Raw genomic sequence first — 22571 nt, 5'->3', positions numbered from 1 at the left:
TTAAGGGGGAATTTACCATTGTCCGACGCCGCGCCTTCCATTCGTCGCCGTTTTTGTCTTTACTATTTTCTATTCACTACTCACTAACTTACTATTCACCCTCTTTTTACGGTCATTTGACAACATTCCAATAATTTGGTAACATTACGCGGCATTATTTTTCGTCTTAAGAAAATCACATTGGAGGGCAATGATGTCGTCCAAAAATCCGTTCGAGTTGGCGCAGGCGCAGTTGGCGGAAGCGGCAAAACTGTTGGGTCTTGACGATGCGACGCACGCGATGCTTCGCGTCCCGATGAGGGAACTCTCAGTCAGCATACCCGTAAAAATGGACAACGGGACGACCAGGGTCTTTCAGGGGTTCCGAGTCCAGTATAACGATGCCAAAGGCCCGACAAAGGGCGGAATAAGATTTCATCCCGAGGAAACCATAGACACCGTTCGCGCGCTTTCGGCGTGGATGACGTGGAAATGCGCCATAGTCGATCTTCCTTACGGCGGCGGCAAGGGCGGAGTGATTTGCAATCCCAAAGAAATGTCGGCCGGCGAAATAGAGCGGCTGGCCAGAGGTTATATAAGAGCGGTCGCGCAGATAATCGGACCTGAAAAAGACATCCCCGCGCCCGACGTTTACACTACGCCCCAAATAATGGCGTGGATGATGGACGAATTCTCCAAAATAAAACAATACAATTCCCCCGGAGTCATAACCGGAAAACCGCTGGCTCTGGGCGGCTCACTGGGAAGAGGCGACGCGACGGCCAGAGGCGGAATGTTCACCCTGCGCGAGGCCGCCAATCGTCTGGGTATAAAACTCGACAAAGCGACCGTAGCCGTGATGGGTTACGGCAACGCCGGACAGCACGCGCACCGTCTCGTAACGGAATTGTTCGGCTCCAAGGTAGTGGCGGTTTCGGATTCTCAGGGCGGAGTTTATTCCAAAGCGGGACTTGATTACGCCGTACTTGTGGAACATAAAAAGTCGAAAAAAACCGTTTCGAGTTATCAGGTCGGCGAGCGCATTACCAACGAGCGGCTGCTCGAACTCGATGTCGACATAATCATACCGGCCGCGCTTGAAAATGTGATAAATAAAGACAACGCCGGCAAAATAAAGGCGAAAATCGTCTGCGAACTGGCCAACGGGCCGACGAATCTGGAAGCCGACCATATACTTCATAAGAACGGCGTTTTCGTGATTCCTGATTTTCTGTGCAATGCCGGCGGCGTGACTGTTTCTTACTTCGAGTGGGTACAGAATCTTTACGGTTTTTACTGGACGATAGAAGAGGTTTACGAAAAACTCGACCGCAAGATGACCAAGGCGTTCGGCGAGATGTACGATATGTACAAGTCCAAAAAAGTGCATCCGCGTCTTGCGGCTTATCTTGTGAGCGTCGCCCGCGTCGCCGAAGCGATGAAACTTCGCGGCTGGGTGTGACGGTAATAGCGTTGGCGGCATAGCAATGCCGCCGCTACAGCCATTGATTGTAGCGGGCGAATTGCCATTCGCCATCTTTTGAGGGCGATTAGCTCAGTGGTCAGAGCGCCCCGCTTACACCGGGGAGGTCGTAGGTTCGACCCCTACATCGCCCATATTAAGAAAGTGGACAGTGAATAGTAGTTAGTGGACGGTAGAAGCAAAAGGCAGTGATAAGATTTCAGTTCTTTTAAAAGTTATTTGGGGACGTGGTGTAGCTTGGTTTAACATGCGGCCCTGTCAAGGCCGAGATCGCGGGTTCAAATCCCGTCGTCCCCGTTTTTTTTCTTTCTCCCCTTCCCGTTGTTGATAAAAAATCTATGGAAACCGCGCTGATTATAATTCTGGCCGCTTTGGCTCTGGCGTCGGGCTTTCTTTTTGCCCGTCTTAAAATCGAAAAAGCCAGAAACGATTCTTTTGCGGGCAATGCCGAACGGGAACGCGAGTCCGCGCGCAACGAGTTTAGCGTCCTCGCCGCCGGAATCCTCGAAGATAAAACCAAAAAATTGACGGAAGAAAACGAGCGCAAGATCAGCGCCATAATCGAACCGCTTAAAACCAAAATATCGGAATTTCAGAAACAAGTATCCGACGCTTACGACGCGGAGCTCCGCGATAAGGTATCGCTCAAAACCGAGATAAAAAATCTTACCGAGCTGAACCGCCGCCTCAGCGAAGGCGCCGAAAATCTTGCCGGAGCCATAAAAGGCGATTCCAAACTGCAGGGCGATTGGGGCGAAATGCAGCTTGAACTTATACTCGAACGCGCCGGCCTCGAAAAAAATATTCATTATTCCAGACAGGAAACCATACGCGACGCCGACGGCAATCTCCTAAGGCCCGACTATATCGTGCGGCTGCCCGACGACAAAGTATTGATAATAGATTCCAAGGTATCTCTGAAGGATTACGAATCGTATTTTAACGCTTCCGACGAGACGTCAAAGGAAATGTATCTTAAAAAACACGTCGAGAGCATTCTGGGCCACATCAAAGACCTGAGCGCGAAAAGTTACGACAGGATCTACGGCGTGTCCTCGCCCGACTACGTTTTGATGTTCGTGCCGCTTGAATCGGCTCTTTACTCCGCGCTCAAAAAAGATCCGTCGCTTCTTACGAAGGCGTTGGAAAAAAACGTGGCGCTGGTTTCGACATCGACGATGCTGCACGCTCTCAGGACGATAGGTTTTATCTGGAAGCAGGAAAACCAGCGCAAAAACGTATTCGAGATAGCCAGGGAAAGCGGCCAACTCTACGACAAGTTCGTCGGTTTTGTGGACGACCTCGCTGACGCGGCCAAAAAAATCGACTCGGCCGGCGTTGCCCTGGAAGCCGCGATGAACAAGCTTAAGACATCCGCGCGCAAGGGCGACACCATAATAGGACGCATAGAAAGAATAAAGTCGCTCGGCGCCGACGCCGCAAAATCCCTCCCTCCGGAACTTTCGGACGACATCCGCGAAAACTCAAAATAATTTTTCATTGTATTTTTCGTGCGCCGCGCGCTTGTGTTAATCGCGCGCATATTGGTATAATTCTCCGTCATGGAAACGCGCGCGGCCCATACAAGGCCGGGCGGTTTGCGCGCGGGCGTAATTCAGTGGTAGAATGTCAGCTTCCCAAGCTGAACGTCGCCGGTTCGACTCCGGTCGCCCGCTTTTCATCAATCAGTCGGAATGCGCGGGAGCAAGCTGCCCGCTTGTAAAACATAAAAAAATGCGGCTTACCGATATTCTTAAAAAAAAGAGCGCAGCCCCCCCTTCCGCGGTTCCGCCGTTGGCCGAAGTTCCACGCCGCCCGGCCGCCGCCGTTCCGTCGCCGGTTCCGGTTGTCGTACCCTCGAAGGATGTTGCCCGTCCGCCGGTCTTTAAAGCATCCGCATCGCCTCGCGCCGAGGCCTCCGATGTTTTTGCGCGCGCGGTGACGGCCTCGCGCGATATGTTCGCCGCCGCCGTATCGTCGAAAAAAATTCCGCCCCCCGCCATTGTCGAAGACATTGCCGTTTCCGTCGCGGCGGATCCGTCGGGAATGTTGCTGTGCATTCCGCGCACCACCGCCGACCACTATATCCATTCTCACAGCGTTAACGTTTGCGCGATATCATCCATAATCGCCGCGCGCATGGGTTTTTCCGACGATGATATCCGCGTCCTCGCTCTTGCGGCATTTATGCACGATATCGGCATGGCGCGGATTCTCGATCAGGTCGTATCCAAAGCCAAGTTGCCGCCGGCCGAACTTCAAAAGATAAAAGAACATCCCGCGTCGGGTCAGAACTTTGTCGACGGGTTTCTCGACGCCGATGCGGCCGTTAAAAAACTTGTCGGCTCCGTTATACTTGAAATTCACGAACGCGCCGACGGCAGCGGATATCCCAAGGGTCTCAAAAACGAGAAGATTTCCGAGTACGCGAGGATTATCGCGGCTGCCGACGCTTACGAGGCGATGACGCATCCGCGCTGCTACAAGAATCACGTGATACCGCACGAAGCCATAAAAACGATAATCAACGAGGCCGAAAAAAGTTTTGACAACGAAGTTATGAAGGCGTTCATCACGGTTATGTCGCTTTATCCTGTGGGCAGTTACGTGCGGCTTTCCAACTCCGAGGTCGCCAAGGTAGTGTCTACCAACGAGAATATGCCGACGCGCCCGAAGGTCAAAGTTGTCATAGATCCGTCCGGCAAAAAATCGGCCGAGGATCGTTTGATAGACCTTGAGGAAGTCAGCATTGTGGCCATAAGGGAGGCGGTGGACGAGACGAAACTCAAGCTCGACCCTAAACTTCTGCTTGAATTGCAAACCCAGAAATGGTGGATAATGTAAGTCCCGCCGGAGATTCCCAAATTTTCTCACAATCCGAATCGAAAGGACAACAACAATGAAAAAGCACTATCTGCTGACCCCCGGGCCGACGCCCGTCCCGCCGGAAGTTCTGGCGGAACTTTCTTTGCCGGTGTTGCATCACAGGACGTCGGAGTTCGGCGACATTTTCACAAAAGTGTCGGAGGGACTAAAATACGTTTTTCAAACCGCCGACGACGTTTATGTTTACGCGGCATCCGGAACCGGCGCTATGGAAGCCGCCGTGGTCAACATTCTTTCGCCCGGGGACAAGGCGCTCGTGGTCTCTGCCGGAGTTTTCGGCGACAGATGGGCCAAGATAATGCAGGCCTTCGGACTTGCTCCGGAAGTCATCTGCGTGGAATGGGGCCGCGCTGTCGATCCCGCGGTCGTGGAAGAATGGCTCAAAAAAAATCCCGACGCGAAGGCGGTTTTCGTAACACACACGGAAACGTCGACGGGAGCCGTCAATGATCTTGAAAAAATAGGAAAAATCACGGCCGCCACCGACGCTGTTCTTGTGGTCGACGCGATATCGGGACTGGGCGGCGAGCCGATGCTCAAGGACGACTGGAAACTCGACGTCGTCGTTTCCTCGTCGCAAAAGGGTCTTATGCTTCCGCCGGGACTTTCGTTTATTTCCCTGTCGGCGAAAGCGTGGCGTCTCGCCGAAAAGTCCCGCCTCCCCAAGTTTTACTGGGATATTAACAGAATGAAAAAATCCGCCGCCGGCAAGGAAACGCCTTTTACGCCCGCCGTCGGACTTTTCGTCGGTCTCGCCAAGGCGCTTGATATGATGAAGGCGGTCACGCTTGAAAAAATGTGGTCGGAATATTTGTTGATGGCCGAGGCCGCCCGCGCCGGCGTGAAGGCGCTGGGAATGGAGCTTTTTGCCTCAAATCCGTGCCGGGTAGTTACCAGCGCGAAAGTCCCCGACGGCTTGGACGGCGGGCTTATAGTCAAAACGATGCGTTTGGATTACGGGGTTTCTATAGCGGGCGGGCAGGAGCGTCTCAAAGGCAAAATTTTCCGCCTCGCCCATATGGGATACATCACCCGCCCGGATTTGCTCGTGGGATTTGCGGCTCTGGAAATGACCCTCTCGAAACTCGGATATAAATTCGCCGCCGGCGCAGGCGTGGCCGCCGTCGAGGAAAAATTAAAATGACTTCCCCCCGACGGAGCGCATAAATTATGTTTAAAATACTGATGACCTACAAGAGCAGCGAAGGACTTGAAGCGTTGCTCTCGAATAAAAATTTCAACGTGGCCGTGCATCCCAAGCCCGACGCGCAGGAGTTCAAAAAACTCATCGCCGACGCCGACGGACTGCTCATACGCTCCGAGGTCAAAGTGACCCGCGACGTGCTCTCCGCCGCAAAAAAACTTAAACTTGTCGCTCGCGCCGGAACCGGCGTAGACAACGTGGATATGGCCGCCGCGACGGAAAAAGGCGTCGCCGTGATGAACGTGCCCGGCGGAAACACCATAGCCGCGGCCGAGCACACTATGGCTCTTATGCTGGCCCTCGCGCGTAACATTCCCGCCGCGCACGCGTCTCTTAAATCCCACAAGTGGGAACGCGAAAAATTCATCGGCGCGGAACTTCCCGGAAAGACGCTGGGGCTGGTCGGTTTCGGCCGCATCGCCCGCGAAGTCGCCGCGCGCGCCAAAAGTTTCGGAATGAAAATACTGGTTTACGACCCTTTCGTAGCCGGAGATTTCGCCAAGTCGATGGAGGCGGAATCCGCCGCATCGCTGGACGATGTGCTGAAAGTGTCCGACATAGTTTCTCTTCATCTGCCGCTTAATGATTCGACGAAAAATCTGATAAACAAGGATTCTATCGCGGGAATGAAGAAAGGCGCCTGCATCATAAACGCCGCCCGCGGCCCCATAGTCAACGAGAAAGACCTGGCCGAGGCGGTTTTGTCGGGGCGGGTGCGCGCGGCCGTGGACGTTTTTGCCAAAGAGCCGCCCGAAGATTTTACGCTTATCGACGCCGCCGACGTCGTCACCCCGCACTTGGGCGCTTCGACTCAGGAAGCGCAGGTCAAGATAGCCCGCGAGATAGCCGAATGCGTGGCGGATTTTTTCGAAAAAGGAGCCATAAGAAACGCTCTGAACCTGCCGGCACTCGACGCGGAATCTTTCGGCTCGATGAAGCCGTATCTGGATTTGGCCGAGAACATCGGCCGTTTCGTTTTTCAGACGGGCGACGGCTCCGCGCGAAAGATTTTTACGGAATGCGCGGGCTCGCTGCCGGACAGGTCGCAGTATTTCATAACGCTGGCATATCTTAAAGGATTTTTGTCCCCGTCGATGGACGAACCGGTCAGTTACGTTAACGCGATGGCCGTCGCGCGGTCGCGCGGCATAGAGATTCTGGAAAGTTCTCCCCGTTCGGCGGGCGGCTATCATGCGCTCGTTACGTTCAGGGCGCAGTCGGCTTCCGGTCAGGAGATATCCGTCGGCGGCACGGTCTTCGCCGACCATATCGCCAAAATCGTGCGCGTCAACGGCCTGGCCGTCGACGTTGCGCCGTCCGGCTGTATGCTTTTTCTTACAAACATCGACCGGCCCGGAATCATCGGCAGGATAGGAACGCTTCTGGGCGAGCGCGGCATAAATATCGCCGGAATGGATGTGGCGCGCAGGGAAGCCGGCGGCGAGGCGCTCACTTTTGTGAATATCGACGCCTGCCCCGCGCGCGATATACTCGGGGCGATATCATCCATAGAGGGCGTAAAGCAAGTCCGCTACGTGGAATTCTAAAATGGACGCCGTAGTTTTCGACTCCGTCACCAAACGTTACCGCGACGCTTCCGTCAGGTATCTTTTCAGACCCCGTATTTCGCAGGGTGTGGAAAATCTGAGTTTTTCCGTCGCAGGCGGCGAGACGTTCGGGTTGCTCGGACTAAACGGCGCCGGAAAAACAACTGCCTTCAAGCTCATTATGGGGCTCCTTCGTCCCGACGAGGGGCGGGTGCTGGTATCGGGCGTTTCGCCATCGGACTCTTCGGTACTCCGCGACATAGGATATCTTCCTGAAATATCGTACTTTCATAAAAATCTGACCGTACGCGAAACATTGCAATTTCTCTCGGCCCTTTCCGGCGTGAAGGTCGGCGAAACCGGAATAAAAGAAACTCTGTCGATGGTGGGTCTGGGAGATTTTGCGTCGCGCAAAGTCGGCAAACTATCCAAGGGAATGCAGCAGCGTCTGAGTATGGCGCAGTCGCTGATACATAATCCCGGCATACTCATTTACGACGAGCCGACATCGGGGCTGGATCCGCTGGGTATACGAGAAATGCGGGGACTTCTGGAATCTCTGAAAAAATCCGGCAAGACGATAATACTTTCTTCGCACATAACTTCGGAGGTCGAAAAACTTTGCGATCGCGTGGGTATCATAAAGTCGGGCCGTCTCATAAAAATCGCTTCGGCGGCGGAATTTTCGCGCCCCGGCGAACTGGAGAATATTTTTGTGGGGGCGGTATCATGAAAAAACTTTTGGCGCTTGTTCGCTATACCGTTGTCGACAATGCCCGCCAGAAGATGTTTTACGCGCTGGGGCTTTTCGGTTTTGTAGTTTTGGCGGGGTCCGGAATTTTATCGGCGATAGGCGGCGAGCAAAAAATACGGGTGCTCAGGGACATGGGACATTTCGCCGCGGAATATATCGCATTGTTTTCCGCCGTGCTCGTCGGAACGAATTTTATTTACGATGAGATGGAGAATAAATCCGTCTATATGATAGCCGCCCGTCCGGTTCCCCGATGGGTCTATCTTGCGGGAAGATACATGGGTTTTCTTTTGTCGGTGGCGGCTCTGCTGGCGCTTATGGAGGTTTTTAATACCGCCGTGGTACTTCTTGCGGGCGGCCTGCCCGAACCGGCCGACGCGCTTCTTACGCTCTTAAGCGCAATGAAGATGGCGGTGGTTCTTGCTCTTGCGATGCTTCTTGCCATGCTTACGACTTCACGGGCCGCCTCTATGGGTTTCACGCTTTTCCTGTGGGTATTGGGACATTTCACCGAAGAGATGGCATTTCTGAGTTCTCTGGCATCGTCGCCCGTCGTTAAAGCTCTTGCGTGGGCGTCGCGGTTTATCGTTCCACGTTTGGATAAATTCTCCCCTATGGACACCGGAGTCGTTACCGCAGGTCATTTGGTTGCGGTAATGTCGTATACACTGATGTATTCATTCGCGGCTGTGGGCGCCGCCTGGCTGGTTTTCAGAAAGAAAGAATTTTGAGTCGTTTGGCGGACACGCGGTTTCCTCTTCCCGTTCGACAAGATGAAAACACACATTTTTCTTTCGTCGTCGGCGATAATCGCCGCATTCATCGCGGCCGGCGCTCTGTCGTCGGCAATGGGAACTTTCGCCGCGCCGTACCTGTCTCGTCCCGCGCCTATGTCTAGTTTCTCCTCCCTCGACGCCGCCGGAGTCGCGGCGGGAGCCAGAAGATTCGCCTCGGACATCGCATGGATACAGTTGCTGCAATACGTCGGCACCGACGAGGAATACGAAAAACTAAAACCTCAGGAGAGATTCCTGCTGGAATACGCCTCGAGCAAGTTGTTGTTTGGACTTGATTTTCTGGATTCGCAAAAGGCGGCCGCGCTCAAGAGAACACTCAGCGCCCGCCGCGAACCCTCGTCGACGAAGATGTCTTCCTCAGACGATAAACGTAAGAGACATCCCGACGTTTACAATATGGCGCTTCGCGTTGTCCGGCTGGATCCGCATTTCAAGTATGCCTATCTTTTCGCCGGCGGAGCGCTGGCGTGGAATTATGAGCGAGTCGACGAGGCGCTGGCGATTTTTCGCGAGGGTATCAGCCATAATCCCGATTATTGGCAGTTTCACTTGTATGTTTCGGCTATTATGTACAAGCAGAATTTGAAGGACGATGAGATGCTCGCGCTTCTTGAACAGGCGATTCGTGACAGGAACGCTCCGAACATGGTCCGGGTAATAGTGGCCAACAACTACGAAAAGCGCGGCCGTACGGCCGATGCCCTGCGTGTCTGGCTTGATATCGTGGAAACCAAAGACCCTATGTACCTCGAAAAGGGTCTTGAAAAAATTGACCGGTTTTCGTCGGCTTTGGGTTCTCCGAATTCACGGTAATTTTGAAAAAATCCTGATTTTTTGTATCATCTCCGAGCAAGATACAACGAATTTTCGGGGCTGTAGCGAAAAAAGCCGCTACATTCCCGTAGTCGTGGGGCTGTAGCTCAGTTGGTAGAGCGCCCCGTTCGCAACGGGGAGGTCAGGGGTTCAACTCCCCTCAGCTCCATTTCTCGTTTTAGGGCATAGACCGCCATTGTAACAGGAATGGCGGTTTTTCATTTGTAGACAGAAATATTCGCGGAATCGTTCGATATTACCGTCGAGGATTTATTCCGATAAACGAAGAATCGCGCCGGAGCGGCGGGATCTTCGATACGCCATGACGATGAAACCGTAGAGGATTACCAGGTAGGCGGCAAGAAGTCCGAAACCTTTGAGAAGCGGCGAACCGAGCGACGAGTGAAATCCGTAGGGAACGCGGAAATATTCAAGAAAGTACGTCAGCGGAATGAGTTTGGCGATGGCGGCCACGGGCGCCGGCAGAAAACTGACGGGGTAATAAATGCCGCATACCAGCATTAGCATTACCGTCAGTGACCACGCTATTATGTCTATGCGCTGGCCAAAAACCAGCACCGACAAACTGACCGTCATTCCGATCAGAAGAGCCATCAGAAATATGCCGGCTAATGAAATCAGCATTATTTTTAGCGGCGGCTGGACGAATCCGAAGATTTTACCGGCAAGAAAACTCATAAACGCGAACACCAGAGCGCCTCTTGCTATGCCCACCAGCCAGGAACCCAGAATATAATTGTAGTGCCTTACGGGAGCAACGAATATTTGCTTGACACTTTTAGACCAAATCTCGTATAGAACTCCGTACGACACGTCGAGTTGCGTTACCTGCACCACTCCGGAAAGTATCGTTCCCGTAAGCAGGAACGAGAGCATATTTTCCCCCAGCCCCAGAAAACTACCCATAAGTCCTATCGAAAAAAGCCCCATCATCGGCCAGAAAAGAATTTCAAAAAAAGTGAAGATATTCCGCTTCAGAAATATGTAATTTCTGTAAGTGAAGGCCAGTGTCTTTTCTATTTCGCGCTTAATGGCGTTCATAATAAAGTTTATCGTCGGCGGCGAGTTCAAGAAACGCGCCTTCGAGATCTTCCTGCTTTGTTATTCCGCGTAATTCTTCCGAAGTTCCGAGGGCGGTGACGGAGCCGTTTTTTATAAAAGCGATTCTTCCGGCGAGTTCCTCGGCCTCTTTCATATAATGGGTAGTCAGTATTATAGTTATGGATGTTTCGGCGTGTATTTTCTTTATAAGTGTCCTTATTTTGCGGGCTATGTCGGGGTCGAGCCCGATTGTCGGTTCGTCGAGAAGCAGTATGTCCGGATCATTGAGAAGGGATTTGGCCATGGCAAGACGCTGTTTTGTCCCTGTCGATAGTTCATCGAATCTTGTGCAGGCATGTTTTTCGAGCTCGAACGACTTTATCCATTTTTGTGCGGCCTCGCGGGAACGTCTTGCGCCCAGACCATAGAGTAATCCATAAAAAAACAGGATTTCCGTGACGGTCATGCACCAGGGAAAATTTGGATTGCCCGAGCACATATTCATTTTATTGCGTATACGGTCGGACATTCCCCGCGTGGAGTCCTCCCCCATTATTCCTACGGAGCCCGCGTCGGCCGCCAGCAACCCTATTATTATGTTTAGTATCGTGGTTTTTCCCGCGCCGTTCGGGCCGAGGAGTCCGAATATCTCGCCTCTTTTCACCGACAGGTCGACACCGCATACGGCGGCGGTTTTTACCGGACGGAACAATCCCGACGAATAAGTTTTTTTGATGCTTTTGAGTTCTATTATATTTTCTGACATGGGATAACTCTGCGCCTTCCCGCAACGGCCTGAACGCGCCCCCAGCAGGACTTGAACCTGCAACCTAACGGTTCGAAGCCGTTCACTCTATCCAGTTGAGCTATGGGGGCATATTCGGATGTTGAAGGAAAACACTCTAAGGCGGTGAAACCGCCCGTTAACGGTTGTCGGAAGGTCGGAGGATATGTCCTAAAAATGCCCCCAAGGGGATTCGCACCCCTGCCGCGGCCTTGAAAGGGCCGTGTCCTAACTCCTAGACGATGGGGGCATATCCAAAAAAAATGAGCCTAGAAGGATTCGAACCTTCGACACCCTGATTAAAAGTCAGGTGCTCTACCAACTGAGCTATAGGCCCGTGAATGTGTCGTAAAAAAACAGCGCGCGTCGCAAAGACCGTGCGCGGCGTTCCTGAAAAATTTATTTCAAACCCAGTTCCTGTTCGGTCTCGGCGACTAACTCGTTGATAAGTTCCCGAACGGGCATAATGCTTTTAACCCTGCCCGCATTTTGTCCCACGAAAACAAACCCGTCGTCCAGGCGGCCTTCTGCGGCGGCTATAAGAGCCGTTGCTATACAATAAGGAGACCTGAGCGGGTCACAGGTATGCAGACACTGGAAACTGCAATCGAATTTTATCTGGCCGCTTTTGGCTTTTTCAAGAAACGAGTTTGAAAGCGCCCTGCCCGGCATTCCGACCGGGCTCTTTATTATCGTTATATCTTCTTCTTTGCAAGCTACTATGGCTTTCTTGAAGTTTTCGTGCGCGTCGCATTCCACGGTTGCGGCGAATCTGGTGGCAATCTGGACACCCGCCGCGCCCAACCTGAGCGCTTTGGCTATGTCTTTGCCGTCGAAAATTCCGCCTCCGACAATAACGGGAATCTTGCGTCCGTTGGCTGCCACGTATTTATTCGCCACGGCCACGACGTCGGGAAGGATTTCCTCCCACTTTGGCATTTTCGCCTTATCTTCCAATTCCTCAAAAGTATAACCCAGATGTCCGCCGGCAAGCGGGCCTTCTAAAACAATCGCGTCGGGCGTGTAGTTATATTTGCGCAGCCAGGTTTTTGCTATCAGCTCGGTCGCTCTGCCCGAAGATACTATCGGAGCTATTTTTGTTTTTGAACCTTTTACGTACTCGGGCAGACGCAGCGGTAATCCTGCTCCCGAAAAAATTATGTCGACGCCTTCACGGACGGCCGTCTTGTAAAGGGCGTCGTAGTTGGTAAGGGCCATCATTATGTTGACGGCTATGACCCCTTTTGTTTTTTTTCTTGACTCCCGTATTTGAAAAGCCAATTCGTCAGTATCGGCCGCTGTGTGATCGTCGGACGACATATGGGATTTGATACCGCCTATTAGAGCGCATGCTATGGTACCCACCCCGCCCGCTTCGGCTACCGCCGAGGCAAGGCCGTTGAGAGAAATCCTTACGCCCATCCCGCCCTGCACTATCGGGGGATTTATGTGTAGATCGCCTATTACCAGATCCGGCAGTTTTGTTTTGGGTGACATATTTTTATGGGTTCCTCGTCATAAATACCGATATAAGACGCGGCACAACTTGGGTCATTATATAAAAAAAATCGCGTCCGCTCAAAATCGGCGGCTTACTTTTTTGTCAATTTTTATCTTTCCAAACGGCCCAAATGGCGCCCACGGCCGCGCCGCCCGTAACGGTTGTCTGCCATGCGGATGTAAATAAGCAAACGCCGTCGTCGCAACGTCCGAAAAACCAAAAAACTAATCCCCACGCAGCGCCCACGGACATGCCAAGAACAAGCCGAAGCATATAGTTTTACGGAATCAGGAACTTTATTTCCGCGACCCTTGCCGCAAGACCGCCCGCCAGAAAAAAAGCGTATGGCAGTTTTATGGAATCTGCCGGTGGCGGCGGGATGTTGCCGCCGGTAACTAAAAATGACTTCATTATTTCAAACGCGCGCATCATCGTTGTTTTTAACGCGCCGCGCCGGGACAGTATAACTACGGCTCCCAAACCTCCGAGCGCCGCTCCGTACAGCGAACCGTATAACAAATTTGACGGCCCGAAATACCACCCCGCGACCGCTAAAAATTTAACATCGCCGGGGCCCATCGCGCCGACAAAGTAAAAAGGCAGCAGCGCGAAAAAACCCAGAAGCAGGCCTAATGAAGCGCTCTGAATCGTTGTTTCGGATATGCCGGCTACGACGACAAAAACGCCGCCGGCAAGAAAAATAACGATTGACTTGTTGTATATTTTTTGATAGAATAAATCACTCGCCGCTGATACGCAAAGAAACGTCAGAAACAGTATATCGGCGGCGTTGAAGGATGTCGGCGGCATCTTTGGTTTTGTTTATTCGGGTTTCTTTTTTTTACGGGAAACCAGAACCGCCACGATTACGACTGCCGCTACCAGGCAAAGAATTGTAACGATGTCCATGATATTCTCACCTCCCGTCAAAATGTTCGTCGGATTCCCGCCGGCGTTTTGCTTTGCCGCTGAGTGAACCGGCGACGGGTCAAGTATAACAAAACCTAATAGGAATTCAAAACCCGCGAGGCCATTATGAATGATATTGCGACGATGTCACCTAAAAAAAAATCCATTGTAATGCTGCCTCTTGCCGCTTCAGCCGTTTTTCTGGCAGCCGTATTGTCCGCTGTTTTCTTTTTTGTGCATCTGCCCGCGGTTTATTCCCACCTGCACCGCGCGCTTCGCGATAAAACCAAGAATATAACGGACATAATGATCACTCGCGTTTCGCAGGCGGTGAGGGCGCATGACGACGTTTCGCTTCTGAACTATTTGCAGGAGATGAGTTCGTCTCCCGATTTCTCGAGGGCGAGCGTGCTGTCGTCCGACGGCGCCATCTTAGCCGACAATAAGATAGAGCTTTGGGCGCAGAAATTTCCCGATGACCGGCTGGTTAATTCGCTCCCGTCGATGACTTCTCCTCTTTTTTTCAGACGGTCCGATCCATCGGGTTACGATTACGCCGTGCCGCTGGAAGTCGATCCGCCGGCTTTTCTTGTGACGGGAGTGTCTTCGCAGAAAATTGACGCCGACGCCGCTTCGGCCCGTACCGGCGCCTTGTATATTCTTGCCGGACTTATTTTCGCCGGAGTGGTTTTTTTCTATCTGACGCTGCATTTCACTATTGTCGCCAGGTTGAAAAAAATTCATAAAAATCTTGAAAGCGTTCTTCTGGGCAGTTCGGCGGAACGTATTACCGTGAGCGACCGTGATGAAATCGGCGAAGTCGCCGTTGCCGTGAACTCCATACTCGATAAAGTTTCCAAGGGCGCCGCCGCGGAAAACAGCGCGCGTTCCACGACCGAATGTCTTATAAATAATTTCGTTTACGAGGTGGCATCGGGCGTGAAATCCGGTCTTGTGGTTTTGGACTCTTCGGACAATATCGTGTACGTAAATAAAGTCGCCTGCGATATTCTTGGCATTACGGCCGACGAACCCGTAATAATGCGCGGCCGCCATGTGGTGGAAGTCGTAAAAGACGCTGTTTTGCTTGAACTTCTGAAAAAATCCGGCTCGTCGATAGGTTCCGTAATCGACGGTTCGCTCGAAAGCGCCTCTGCCCGCGTAAATATCACCGCCATAGACGACGGCTCCGGCCGTCTTGGCGGTACGGTTTTGGTTTTTGACCGTCGCGGATAGCGTATTTTCCCGCAATTTAAGCAGTTTTGTGACGCGCCCCTCCTTTGAAAACCTCTCTCATTTTGATAAAATAGCACCCTTATGGACGCCGTTAAAATAGTCATAGGCGCGGCGCTTTTTGCTCTGGGCGTCGCGTTTCTTTACAATCCGGCCCTTGTTCTGTCCATGAACGCCCTGATGCGGGAATTTTTGGCAAACGACAAGAGGGTCGTTCTTTATCACAAAAAAATAGCGATTCTGCTGATATCTCTGTCGTTCATCGCGTTGTATATGGGGATGCCGCCGCAGCAAACACGTCAGGCCGGCGGCGGTAAATCCGCGAGCGCTCAGAGAGATTCTTTTAATGAGGCGGGCTTCGGCGCCGTCAGGGATTATTATTCCGGCGACTACCGCGAGTCGCTCAGAAAAACCTTGCGTGTTTTGGCGGTAAAACCTTACGAAGAATGGGCGATGGTGCATCTTGGATGCGTTTATGAGATGCTCGGCGAGAAGGAGCGCGCCCTGCACGCTTTCGCCCGCGCCGCGGCCAGATATCCCGACAATAGAACCGCCCGCCGAAAAATTGAGACACTCGGCGACAAAAATAAAAAATGACAACCTGCGCGGAAACCGCCATCGAGTCCGCCCTGGATAGCGCCCGACGGCGCGGCAAAAGCCGTCTGGTCGGTATTTTCGGCAAGCCGGTGGGGCATACGCTGTCGCCGTCGATGCAGAATGCGGCGTTTGAAGCCGCGGGGATGGCGGAGTGGCACTATGCCGCGTTTGAAGTGGAGCCGTCGGAGTTGGGCGAGGCGATTGCGGCCATAAAGAAGCACCGACTGGCCGGAGTCAACATTACCGTTCCCCACAAGGAAGCGGTTATACAATACCTCGACGACCTCGACGCATTCGCGCGCCGGATAGGCGCGGTCAATACCATAGCGGCGGGCGCGGACGGCCTTCTGCTCGGATATAATACCGACGCCGGCGGTTTTTTGAAGGCGCTCGACGCCGAAGGTTTTTCGCCGGACGGAAAAAAAGTCCTGGTAATGGGCGCCGGCGGCGCCGCGCAGGCGGTTGTCGCCGCGCTTAAATCGCGGGGAGCGTCGGAAATAGCCGTTTGCGACACGGCTGCCGACAGAGCGTCGCGGCTGGCCGCGAAGTTCGGCGCGAAGGTTGTCGATTCGGCGCGACGGGCCGTCGGAGCCGGTTTGATAGTAAACGCGTCCCCCGTCGGAATGAAAGAAGGCGACCCCGCTATTATGTCGATGGATGATTTGTCGATTGTATCGGCCGGAGCGAAAGACGCATTCGTTTATGATCTTGTGTATAACCGTAAAACGGAGCTTTTGAAGTCGGCCTCGTTGATGGGACTCAGGCACGCCGGCGGATTGGGTATGCTGCTTCATCAGGGCGCGCTCGCTTTTGAAATATGGACGGGACGCCCTGCGCCGCTGGAAGCGATGAAAAAAGCCCTTGAAAACAAAGCATAAAAGAAAGTGGTTAGTGGTTAGTGGTTAGTTTGTTTTTGCTATCTATCGGTAGCCATATAAAAGTTTTTACCAGCCACTAACCACTAACCACTATTCACTAATCACTGATTCAACAGGAGGACATTTTGCTTATCTGGACTTTAAGATTACTGGCCGTTGCGGGCGGCGGGTTAATAGGTTATCTGCAGGTTTCCCGCAGCATAAAAGGAGCGGCCATAGGATTTGCCATAGCCGCTGTCGTTATCGTCATAGAGTATCTGGTGGAAAAAATAGCTCTTGATACGCTTATCGCCGCGATTGTGGGTGCGATACTGGGATTGATCGGCGCGAAACTTCTGGATTACACGGTTTTTCTCATCGAGAATCAGAAACTCTACGAAATTATGCGCGATTACTCCCTGCTTATAAAGTTCGCGTTTGCGTATCTCGGCGTGACCCTGGCAGTAATGAAGAAAAACGAATTGGATCTGCTCGACAGAGACATACTCAAAAGAACAAAAAAGAGCGGAGCCCAGATTTATCTGGTTGACACTTCGTCGATTATAGACGGAAGAATCGCCGACGTCATCGCCACGAATTTTCTCAACGGGGTGCTGGGCGTTCCCAAGTTCATACTTGAGGAGCTGCAAGGCCTTGCCGATTCGTCCGATTCCGCCAAGCGCACGAGGGCAAGACGGGGACTCAACATCATAGCGCAGATACAGAAAGAATCTCTGATTGCCGTAAAAATAATCGATAAAGACATACCACAAATCCGCGAGGTGGATCTTAAACTCATACAACTGGCAAAAGAACTTGAGTCGCGCATAATAACGACGGATTTCAACCTCAATAAAATCGCGGCGCTTCAGGGAATAGTCGTGCTGAACATCAACGACCTTTCAAACGCCCTTAAACCCGTGCACCTTCCGGGCGAAAAAATGCAGATTTACGTGGCCAAAGAAGGCAAGGAACGCGAGCAGGGCGTCGGCTTTCTCGACGATGGAACGATGGTCGTGGTGGAAGACGGCAGACGTCTTTTGGGAAAGAGAATCGACTGCGTGGTAGTGTCGCTTCTGCAGACGTCGTCGGGCAGGATGATATTCGTAAAATCCGTCGAAGGCGAAAAATAAACCGTAAATAACGCGATGACCCGCAAAAATAAAATATCGGCCATAATAGTGGCGGCCGGAAGAGGCCGCAGGTTCGGCTCTCTGAAGCAGTTTGCGCCGCTCTGCGGCAAACCTGTCTACGAATGGTCGCTCGATGCGCTTTTTTCAGCGCGCGGGGTGAGCCAGATAATTGTGGCAGTTCCTGCCGGTATGACCGAAAAAGTCCGCAAGGCGTATGCTGCATCGGGCGGTCGCGCCGTCAAACGCGGCTTGAGCGTAAAGTTTGTGGCCGGAGGAAGCCAACGTTTTGACTCCGTGGCAAATGCCCTGAATGCCGTTTCAGACACATCCTCGATGGTTTTGGTGCACGACGGCGCCCGGCCGCTGGTGACGCAAAAAATCATAGCCGACACTATCCGCGCCGCCGCAAAACAGGGCGCGGCTCTGGCCGCGATGCCGGCCACCGACACGGTAAAAATATCGAGCGACGGCGGGCGGCTGGTTTCAAGAACCGTCCCGCGCTCAAGCGTATTTATGGCGCAGACGCCGCAGGTTTTTGGCAAGGAAATAATAATGAGGGCTTACGAGAGGCCCGACGCCTCGGCTACCGACGATTCGTATCTCGTGGAAAACATCGGGATACAGCCGGCATTAGTCGCGGGTTCCGCGGAGAATTTCAAGATAACTACGCGGCGCGATATGGCCGCCGCCGAAGCCATATTATTGGCCCGCAAAAAGGTCAAAAGATGAAAATCGGGATGGGTTACGACATACATCGTTTTAAGAAAGGCCGCGCGCTGGTTCTGGGCGGCGTAAGGATCAAACATCCGAAAGGTCTCGACGGACATTCGGACGCCGACGTTCTGGTACACGCGATTATGGATGCCCTGCTGGGCGCCTCGGGTCTCGGCGATATAGGGATGCTTTTTCCGAACACCGATCCGGCGTACAGAGGCGCGTCGTCCGTCGGGCTTCTTAAAAAAGTAGCCGCAAAAATAAGGAAACGCGGATATAAAATTGTCAATCTGGATTCCGTGATAGTCGCCGAGGCGCCGAAAATTTCCCCTTTCGCTCCGGCGATGGTATCCAACATCGCGCGCGCCGCCGGCATCAAGTCGTCGGAAGTTTCCGTGAAGGCCACAACCAACGAACGTCTCGGCGCGGTAGGCAGTAAAAAAGGAATGGCGGCTTTCGCCGTCTGCCTTCTTAAATAGATGCCCTCCAATTTTCCCTCTAAATCCCCGACGTTTTCAAAGACCGCGGTTTTCATTCTGATTGCCGCGATGAGCGCCGCGCAGGTCGTAGTCCACGACTGGTTTGTAGATTCAAGAGTAAGAGGTGTGCAGAAAGCGCTTCACGAGCAGGTAATATCCGCGTCGGCTCCCGCGCCCATACAGTACAGAGTTTTCGTGCATTACGCGGCGGAAGGTCTGATGCGTTCCGGCTTGGATTTTCAGACAGCGTTTACGGCGATACGGTTTGTTTTTACAATGCTGGCGGGCTGGTTTTTCTTTACGTTCCTTACTAAGTGGTTCGCGCGCGAGGCGGCCGTCATAGGCGTGTTGTGGCTTTTCGCTCTGTTGCCGTTTACCTATATAAGATATTACTTCCAGCCGATGGATATTCCGAATTTATTTTTCTTTGTCGTCGGAATGTACGCGGCGGCAAGCGGAAGGTACGCCGCTTTTCTTGCGGTTCTTGGGGTCGCCATGTTCAACCGCGAGACGGCCATTTTGCTTGTGCCGATATGGCTTTTCGCGCGCTGGGGCCGGAGGAAAAATACCGCGGTCATCGTCGAGACGGCGGTCGCGGGAGCTCTCGGTATTGGGATTTACGCGCTGCTCAGAAGGACTTTCGCCATCAAGGCCTACTATTCGGATTTATTTTATCTTGGTTCAAATCTGTCCGACCTCAGGACTTATATTTACGCGCTGATATTTTTCGGGCCGTTTGTTTTTTATGCTTTCAGAGATTTCCGGTCGAAACCGCTTTTTATGAGGCGGGCAGCTCTGGTAATCCCGTTTTTCGCCATAATCCATTTTACGATGACAATAATGATAGAGCCGAGGTTGTGGCTTCCGATACTTCCGGTATTCATACCGCTTGGGTTATGGTCGCTGACTCCGGAGACGCTGCGAAAAAGTATTTCAGCCGCCGACGATAATCCCGCGGTGTCAGCGGGCGATTCCGCGGTCAAAGGCAGGGGAGCGGCGCTGTATCTTGCCGCGCTTGCGGCCTTTGTCGTATTTTTCGCCGGATTCTTCCAGTGGTATCAGAAAGCTCATCTGGGCAACAGGCGGGATTACGAATTATCGGAGAATATATTCGCGGAAGCGTCGAGATTGTCGGCGGGCGGCTGGGACGAGGCCGCTGTCGAGCAGTTGACCCGCGGCGCCGCGATATTCCCCGCCAACGCCGAGTTTCATTACCGGCTGGCGCTGGCCTGCGCTTACCGGATTTTCGACGAGAAAAGGGCGCTGGAACATTTCCGGAAGGTACTGGAATTAGATCCTCATCATCTCGACAGAGACAGAGTAAAGGCCGAGATTTCGCGCATAGAGTATTACTCCAAGCCGCAAAACGGCAGGCGTTGACTTATGTCACTGCCGCCGGGTATACCCCGGTCACTTGTAGCGGGCGAATTGCCATTCGCCATAATTGCGGGATAGCAATCCCGCCGCTACAAAAACCCGCTATTAAATATGAAAATAAAAGTATATAACACGCTTTCGCAAAAAAAAGAGGAATTCTCCCCTCTCGACGGAAAAACCGCGCGGATGTACGTCTGCGGCATAACGCCCTACGACTCGGCGCATTTGGGGCACGCGCGATGCTATGTGGCTTTCGATGTCATAAAGAGGTTTCTTAATCGCGCTGGTTTCGCGGTAAGGCATATACAGAATTTTACCGATGTCGACGACAAAATAATAAAACGCGCCGCCGCGGCGGGCGTTTCGCCGGCTGAGATAGCGTCAAAATACATAGACGAATATTTTGAGCAGATAAGAAAACTTTCCGTGCTTGACGCGGACGTCTATCCCAAGGTCACCGAAACGCTGCCGGAGATAGTGGAGCTTGTGCGGCAACTTACGGAAAAAGGTTTTGCCTATGAGGCGGGCGGCGATGTTTATTTCGCCGTAAGAAAGTTCGCCGGATACGGCAAGCTTTCTAAGCGCAATCTCGACGAGCTTATGAGCGGCGCGCGGGTCTCCCCCGACGAAAAAAAGGCCGACCCGCTCGATTTCGCCTTATGGAAAAAATCGAAAGCGCTCGAACCCGCGTGGCCGTCGCCGTGGGGCGAAGGCCGTCCGGGCTGGCACATCGAATGTTCGGCAATGGCGCAAAAATATCTGGGCGACACGATAGACATACACGGCGGCGGACAGGACCTTATTTTCCCCCATCACGAAAACGAGATAGCGCAGTCGGAGGCCGCGCACGACGGCAAAACTTTCGCCCGTTACTTCGTTCACAACGGATTTGTCACGATAAACGACCAGAAGATGTCGAAATCGCTCGGCAACTTTTTCGCTTTGGGCGATATCTTCGCAAAATATAATCCGGCGGTTGTAAGATATTTTCTGCTTTCGCAGCATTACCGCTCTCCGCTTGATTTTTCCGACGAAGGCCTGAAACAGTCGGCGGCGGCCTGCCGCAGAATTCAAAACGCTTTGGATGTCAGGGTCGAAGACGCCGCGCCGTCGGGCGCCGACAGGCGGACGGAGTTGCTCGAAAAATTCGACGCCGCCATGTCCGACGATTTCAATACCGCATCCGCTCTGGCAAGCGTTCATTCCGCGGTTGATATGGCTTTTGCGGGAACTGCGGGCGCCGTCGATGCGCTGGCTGAAATGCTCGGTGTTCTGGGCATTGCTTTGGCAGTCGCCGGAGATAAAGTTCCGCAGGAAGTTCTGAAATTGGCCGCTGATCGGGAAGCCGCGCGCAAAGCGAAAAACTTTAAGCTTTCCGACGATTTCCGCGAAAAGTTGAAGGCCCTGGGATATGCCGTGGAAGACACAAAATCCGGAGCCAAGATTAAAAAGATTTAAGCTGTATCATGTGACCGTTGAAAAACCTTCTCTTGTCATTCCCGCCCCCGCCTTCGCGGGGGTAAACTCCAGCGGGAATCCAGATTTTCCGTCGATAATGGATTCGTCCCCGAGTGTCTTTATCGGGGATTAAAACATTCGGGAATGACAAAATGGTCAAAAAATAGGTTTTTCAATGGTATCATCATAAAAAAGGAAGGCACAATGAACAGAGATAAGCGACATAAAGTTTTCAAACCGCAATTTTCCAAAGACAGGAAGCCCGCGCGCGATTCGGCGGATTTTGTGGCGGGGTATCATCCTGTGCGCGAGTTCATCATAAAAAATCCTGCGAGGGTTTCCAAGCTTCTTGTGTCTACCCGCTCAAGCGGTCTCGACGAAATAATATCGCTTGCCAAGGCCAACGGCGTTCCGTTTCATTTTGTTCCGCCCGAAAAACTCAGAGAAATCGCGGGTCGTTCGGAAAATATTCTTGCGCTGGTGTCAGGCACTCCTCTTTTGGGTATGGACGAACTCAAGGATAAGGCCGCGGCTCTCGACAAAGGGCTGTTCGTGATTCTCGACGAGATAACCGATACGCATAATCTCGGAGCCATAATACGTTCCGCCGTGTGTTTCGGCGCCGACGGAGTCGTCATACAAAAATGGAGAGCCGCCACACTCACCGGCGCGGTGCATACGGCCTCGGCCGGAGCGGTTTCGCACATAGACGTATACAGCGTGCCTAACGTGAAGAACGCGATATCGGCGTTGAAAGATTTGGAATATTTTGCGGTGGGCACTGCTTCAGAAGGCGCAAAGACGATGGAAGGTTTTGTTTTTCCCGAAAAGCTGGCGGTTGTCATCGGCTCGGAAGAAAGCGGCATCAGAAAAACCGTCGCGGAACTCTGCGACGAGGTCGTCGCCATCCCCCAGAATAAATCAATCGCGTCGCTTAACGCTTCGGTAGCGGCGGGTATCATTTTATATGCCGCGCGGCGGAAGTAAAGAACTACTCGCCTCAT

Annotated in this window: 21 protein-coding genes and 7 tRNA genes; 21 read left to right on the top strand and 7 right to left on the bottom strand. The window is 52.7% G+C overall.

Annotation, left to right across the window (positions count from 1 at the left end; all coding sequences use genetic code 11):
* The first annotated feature begins 193 nt into the window (after nt 1-193).
* The 12 genes from CVU77_05960 (at nt 194) to CVU77_05905 (ending at nt 9632) form a co-directional block, all read left to right on the top strand.
* Entirely contained in the window at nt 194-1441 is a 1248-nt protein-coding gene (locus CVU77_05960; GenBank protein ID PKN01336.1) for a glutamate dehydrogenase, read from the top strand.
* A gap of 82 nt (nt 1442-1523) precedes the next feature.
* Nucleotides 1524-1596 (top strand) — tRNA-Val (locus CVU77_05955).
* Nucleotides 1597-1683: 87 nt separating this feature from the next.
* Nucleotides 1684-1759 (top strand) — tRNA-Asp (locus CVU77_05950).
* A 41-nt stretch (nt 1760-1800) separates the two neighbouring features.
* Nucleotides 1801-2955 (top strand): DNA recombination protein RmuC, encoded by a 1155-nt coding sequence (locus CVU77_05945; GenBank protein PKN01335.1) that lies wholly within the window; start codon nt 1801-1803, stop codon nt 2953-2955.
* Nucleotides 2956-3066: 111 nt separating this feature from the next.
* Nucleotides 3067-3138: transfer RNA gene (locus CVU77_05940), tRNA-Gly, on the top strand.
* On the top strand, nt 3089-4306 hold the full coding sequence (locus tag CVU77_05935) for a hypothetical protein (GenBank protein ID PKN01334.1): 1218 nt from the start codon (nt 3089-3091) through the stop codon (nt 4304-4306). Before CVU77_05940 ends, CVU77_05935 begins: the two co-directional genes overlap by 50 nt.
* A gap of 55 nt (nt 4307-4361) precedes the next feature.
* Nucleotides 4362-5492, top strand: a complete 1131-nt coding sequence (locus CVU77_05930; GenBank protein ID PKN01333.1) for an aminotransferase — start codon at nt 4362-4364, stop codon at nt 5490-5492.
* Between the two features lie 26 nt (nt 5493-5518).
* Nucleotides 5519-7099: a phosphoglycerate dehydrogenase gene (locus tag CVU77_05925; GenBank protein PKN01332.1), complete on the top strand. Its 1581-nt coding sequence runs from the start codon at nt 5519-5521 to the stop codon at nt 7097-7099.
* A 1-nt stretch (nt 7100) separates the two neighbouring features.
* Nucleotides 7101-7832: an ABC transporter ATP-binding protein gene (locus tag CVU77_05920; protein ID PKN01331.1), complete on the top strand. Its 732-nt coding sequence runs from the start codon at nt 7101-7103 to the stop codon at nt 7830-7832.
* Complete coding sequence (locus CVU77_05915; GenBank protein ID PKN01330.1) at nt 7829-8584, top strand: hypothetical protein; 756 nt, start codon at nt 7829-7831, stop codon at nt 8582-8584. Before CVU77_05920 ends, CVU77_05915 begins: the two co-directional genes overlap by 4 nt.
* 42 nt (nt 8585-8626) lie before the next feature.
* Entirely contained in the window at nt 8627-9463 is an 837-nt protein-coding gene (locus CVU77_05910; GenBank protein PKN01329.1) for a hypothetical protein, read from the top strand.
* Nucleotides 9464-9559: 96 nt separating this feature from the next.
* Nucleotides 9560-9632: transfer RNA gene (locus CVU77_05905), tRNA-Ala, on the top strand.
* 101 nt (nt 9633-9733) lie between these two features.
* On the opposite strand, the gene CVU77_05900 is transcribed toward CVU77_05905, so the two are convergent.
* The 7 genes from CVU77_05900 to CVU77_05870 all read right to left on the bottom strand — a co-directional run bounded on the left by CVU77_05900 (nt 9734) and on the right by CVU77_05870 (nt 13620).
* On the bottom strand, nt 9734-10525 hold the full coding sequence (locus CVU77_05900) for an ABC transporter permease (protein PKN01328.1): 792 nt from the start codon (nt 10523-10525) through the stop codon (nt 9734-9736).
* Nucleotides 10512-11291: an ABC transporter ATP-binding protein gene (locus tag CVU77_05895; GenBank protein ID PKN01327.1), complete on the bottom strand. Its 780-nt coding sequence runs from the start codon at nt 11289-11291 to the stop codon at nt 10512-10514. The genes CVU77_05900 and CVU77_05895 overlap by 14 nt, the downstream gene beginning before the upstream one ends.
* Nucleotides 11292-11327: 36 nt before the next feature.
* Nucleotides 11328-11401 (bottom strand) — tRNA-Arg (locus tag CVU77_05890).
* Between the two features lie 86 nt (nt 11402-11487).
* Nucleotides 11488-11559 (bottom strand) — tRNA-Glu (locus tag CVU77_05885).
* Between the two features lie 14 nt (nt 11560-11573).
* A tRNA-Lys gene (locus tag CVU77_05880) sits at nt 11574-11646 on the bottom strand.
* Nucleotides 11647-11708: 62 nt separating this feature from the next.
* Nucleotides 11709-12806, bottom strand: coding sequence for a nitronate monooxygenase (locus CVU77_05875; protein ID PKN01326.1), 1098 nt, complete (start codon nt 12804-12806; stop codon nt 11709-11711).
* Nucleotides 12807-13089: 283 nt separating this feature from the next.
* The gene (locus tag CVU77_05870; protein PKN01325.1) at nt 13090-13620 is read right to left on the bottom strand and encodes a hypothetical protein; all 531 of its coding nucleotides are present in this window, start codon (nt 13618-13620) and stop codon (nt 13090-13092) included.
* Between the two features lie 225 nt (nt 13621-13845).
* On the opposite strand from CVU77_05870, the gene CVU77_05865 reads away from it, so the two are divergent.
* The 9 genes from CVU77_05865 to CVU77_05825 all read left to right on the top strand — a co-directional run bounded on the left by CVU77_05865 (nt 13846) and on the right by CVU77_05825 (nt 22554).
* Entirely contained in the window at nt 13846-14955 is a 1110-nt protein-coding gene (locus CVU77_05865) for a hypothetical protein (protein PKN01324.1), read from the top strand.
* An 81-nt stretch (nt 14956-15036) separates the two neighbouring features.
* Nucleotides 15037-15549 carry a hypothetical protein gene (locus CVU77_05860; GenBank protein PKN01323.1) on the top strand — a complete coding sequence of 171 codons (513 nt, stop codon included), beginning with the start codon at nt 15037-15039 and terminating at the stop codon, nt 15547-15549.
* Complete coding sequence (gene aroE, locus CVU77_05855; GenBank protein ID PKN01322.1) at nt 15546-16427, top strand: shikimate dehydrogenase; 882 nt, start codon at nt 15546-15548, stop codon at nt 16425-16427. Before CVU77_05860 ends, aroE begins: the two co-directional genes overlap by 4 nt.
* 125 nt (nt 16428-16552) lie before the next feature.
* Nucleotides 16553-17539, top strand: coding sequence for a PIN domain nuclease (locus CVU77_05850; protein ID PKN01321.1), 987 nt, complete (start codon nt 16553-16555; stop codon nt 17537-17539).
* Nucleotides 17540-17554: 15 nt separating this feature from the next.
* On the top strand, nt 17555-18268 hold the full coding sequence (gene ispD, locus CVU77_05845; GenBank protein PKN01320.1) for a 2-C-methyl-D-erythritol 4-phosphate cytidylyltransferase: 714 nt from the start codon (nt 17555-17557) through the stop codon (nt 18266-18268).
* Nucleotides 18265-18732, top strand: a complete 468-nt coding sequence (locus tag CVU77_05840; GenBank protein ID PKN01319.1) for a 2-C-methyl-D-erythritol 2,4-cyclodiphosphate synthase — start codon at nt 18265-18267, stop codon at nt 18730-18732. Before ispD ends, CVU77_05840 begins: the two co-directional genes overlap by 4 nt.
* Nucleotides 18733-20112 carry a hypothetical protein gene (locus tag CVU77_05835; GenBank protein ID PKN01318.1) on the top strand — a complete coding sequence of 460 codons (1380 nt, stop codon included), beginning with the start codon at nt 18733-18735 and terminating at the stop codon, nt 20110-20112. It begins immediately after the preceding gene.
* 114 nt (nt 20113-20226) lie between these two features.
* Nucleotides 20227-21567: a cysteine--tRNA ligase gene (locus CVU77_05830; GenBank protein ID PKN01339.1), complete on the top strand. Its 1341-nt coding sequence runs from the start codon at nt 20227-20229 to the stop codon at nt 21565-21567.
* Between the two features lie 144 nt (nt 21568-21711).
* A complete protein-coding gene (locus CVU77_05825) occupies nt 21712-22554 on the top strand; it encodes a 23S rRNA (guanosine(2251)-2'-O)-methyltransferase RlmB (GenBank protein PKN01317.1) in 843 nt (280 codons plus the stop codon).
* Nucleotides 22555-22571: the final 17 nt, after the last annotated feature.

This window comes from Elusimicrobia bacterium HGW-Elusimicrobia-1, assembly GCA_002841695.1.
Taxonomy (GTDB): Bacteria; Elusimicrobiota; Endomicrobiia; order PHAN01; family PHAN01; genus PHAN01.
The sequence above is the reverse complement of the archived record's forward strand: the minus strand, read 5'-3'. Positions and strand labels throughout refer to the sequence as shown.

Coding starts and splice junctions, on each gene's coding strand:
- CVU77_05825 (PKN01317.1), top strand. CDS start 21,712: ATGACAAAATGGTCAAAAAATAGGTTTTTCAATGGTATCATCATAAAA.
- CVU77_05945 (PKN01335.1), top strand. CDS start 1,801: ATGGAAACCGCGCTGATTATAATTCTGGCCGCTTTGGCTCTGGCGTCG.
- CVU77_05915 (PKN01330.1), top strand. CDS start 7,829: ATGAAAAAACTTTTGGCGCTTGTTCGCTATACCGTTGTCGACAATGCC.
- CVU77_05895 (PKN01327.1), bottom strand. CDS start 11,291: ATGTCAGAAAATATAATAGAACTCAAAAGCATCAAAAAAACTTATTCG.
- CVU77_05925 (PKN01332.1), top strand. CDS start 5,519: ATGTTTAAAATACTGATGACCTACAAGAGCAGCGAAGGACTTGAAGCG.
- CVU77_05865 (PKN01324.1), top strand. CDS start 13,846: ATGAATGATATTGCGACGATGTCACCTAAAAAAAAATCCATTGTAATG.
- CVU77_05930 (PKN01333.1), top strand. CDS start 4,362: ATGAAAAAGCACTATCTGCTGACCCCCGGGCCGACGCCCGTCCCGCCG.
- CVU77_05835 (PKN01318.1), top strand. CDS start 18,733: ATGCCCTCCAATTTTCCCTCTAAATCCCCGACGTTTTCAAAGACCGCG.
- CVU77_05960 (PKN01336.1), top strand. CDS start 194: ATGTCGTCCAAAAATCCGTTCGAGTTGGCGCAGGCGCAGTTGGCGGAA.
- CVU77_05860 (PKN01323.1), top strand. CDS start 15,037: ATGGACGCCGTTAAAATAGTCATAGGCGCGGCGCTTTTTGCTCTGGGC.
- CVU77_05900 (PKN01328.1), bottom strand. CDS start 10,525: ATGAACGCCATTAAGCGCGAAATAGAAAAGACACTGGCCTTCACTTAC.
- CVU77_05935 (PKN01334.1), top strand. CDS start 3,089: ATGTCAGCTTCCCAAGCTGAACGTCGCCGGTTCGACTCCGGTCGCCCG.
- CVU77_05920 (PKN01331.1), top strand. CDS start 7,101: ATGGACGCCGTAGTTTTCGACTCCGTCACCAAACGTTACCGCGACGCT.
- CVU77_05870 (PKN01325.1), bottom strand. CDS start 13,620: ATGCCGCCGACATCCTTCAACGCCGCCGATATACTGTTTCTGACGTTT.
- CVU77_05840 (PKN01319.1), top strand. CDS start 18,265: ATGAAAATCGGGATGGGTTACGACATACATCGTTTTAAGAAAGGCCGC.
- CVU77_05875 (PKN01326.1), bottom strand. CDS start 12,806: ATGTCACCCAAAACAAAACTGCCGGATCTGGTAATAGGCGATCTACAC.
- aroE (PKN01322.1), top strand. CDS start 15,546: ATGACAACCTGCGCGGAAACCGCCATCGAGTCCGCCCTGGATAGCGCC.
- CVU77_05910 (PKN01329.1), top strand. CDS start 8,627: ATGAAAACACACATTTTTCTTTCGTCGTCGGCGATAATCGCCGCATTC.
- ispD (PKN01320.1), top strand. CDS start 17,555: ATGACCCGCAAAAATAAAATATCGGCCATAATAGTGGCGGCCGGAAGA.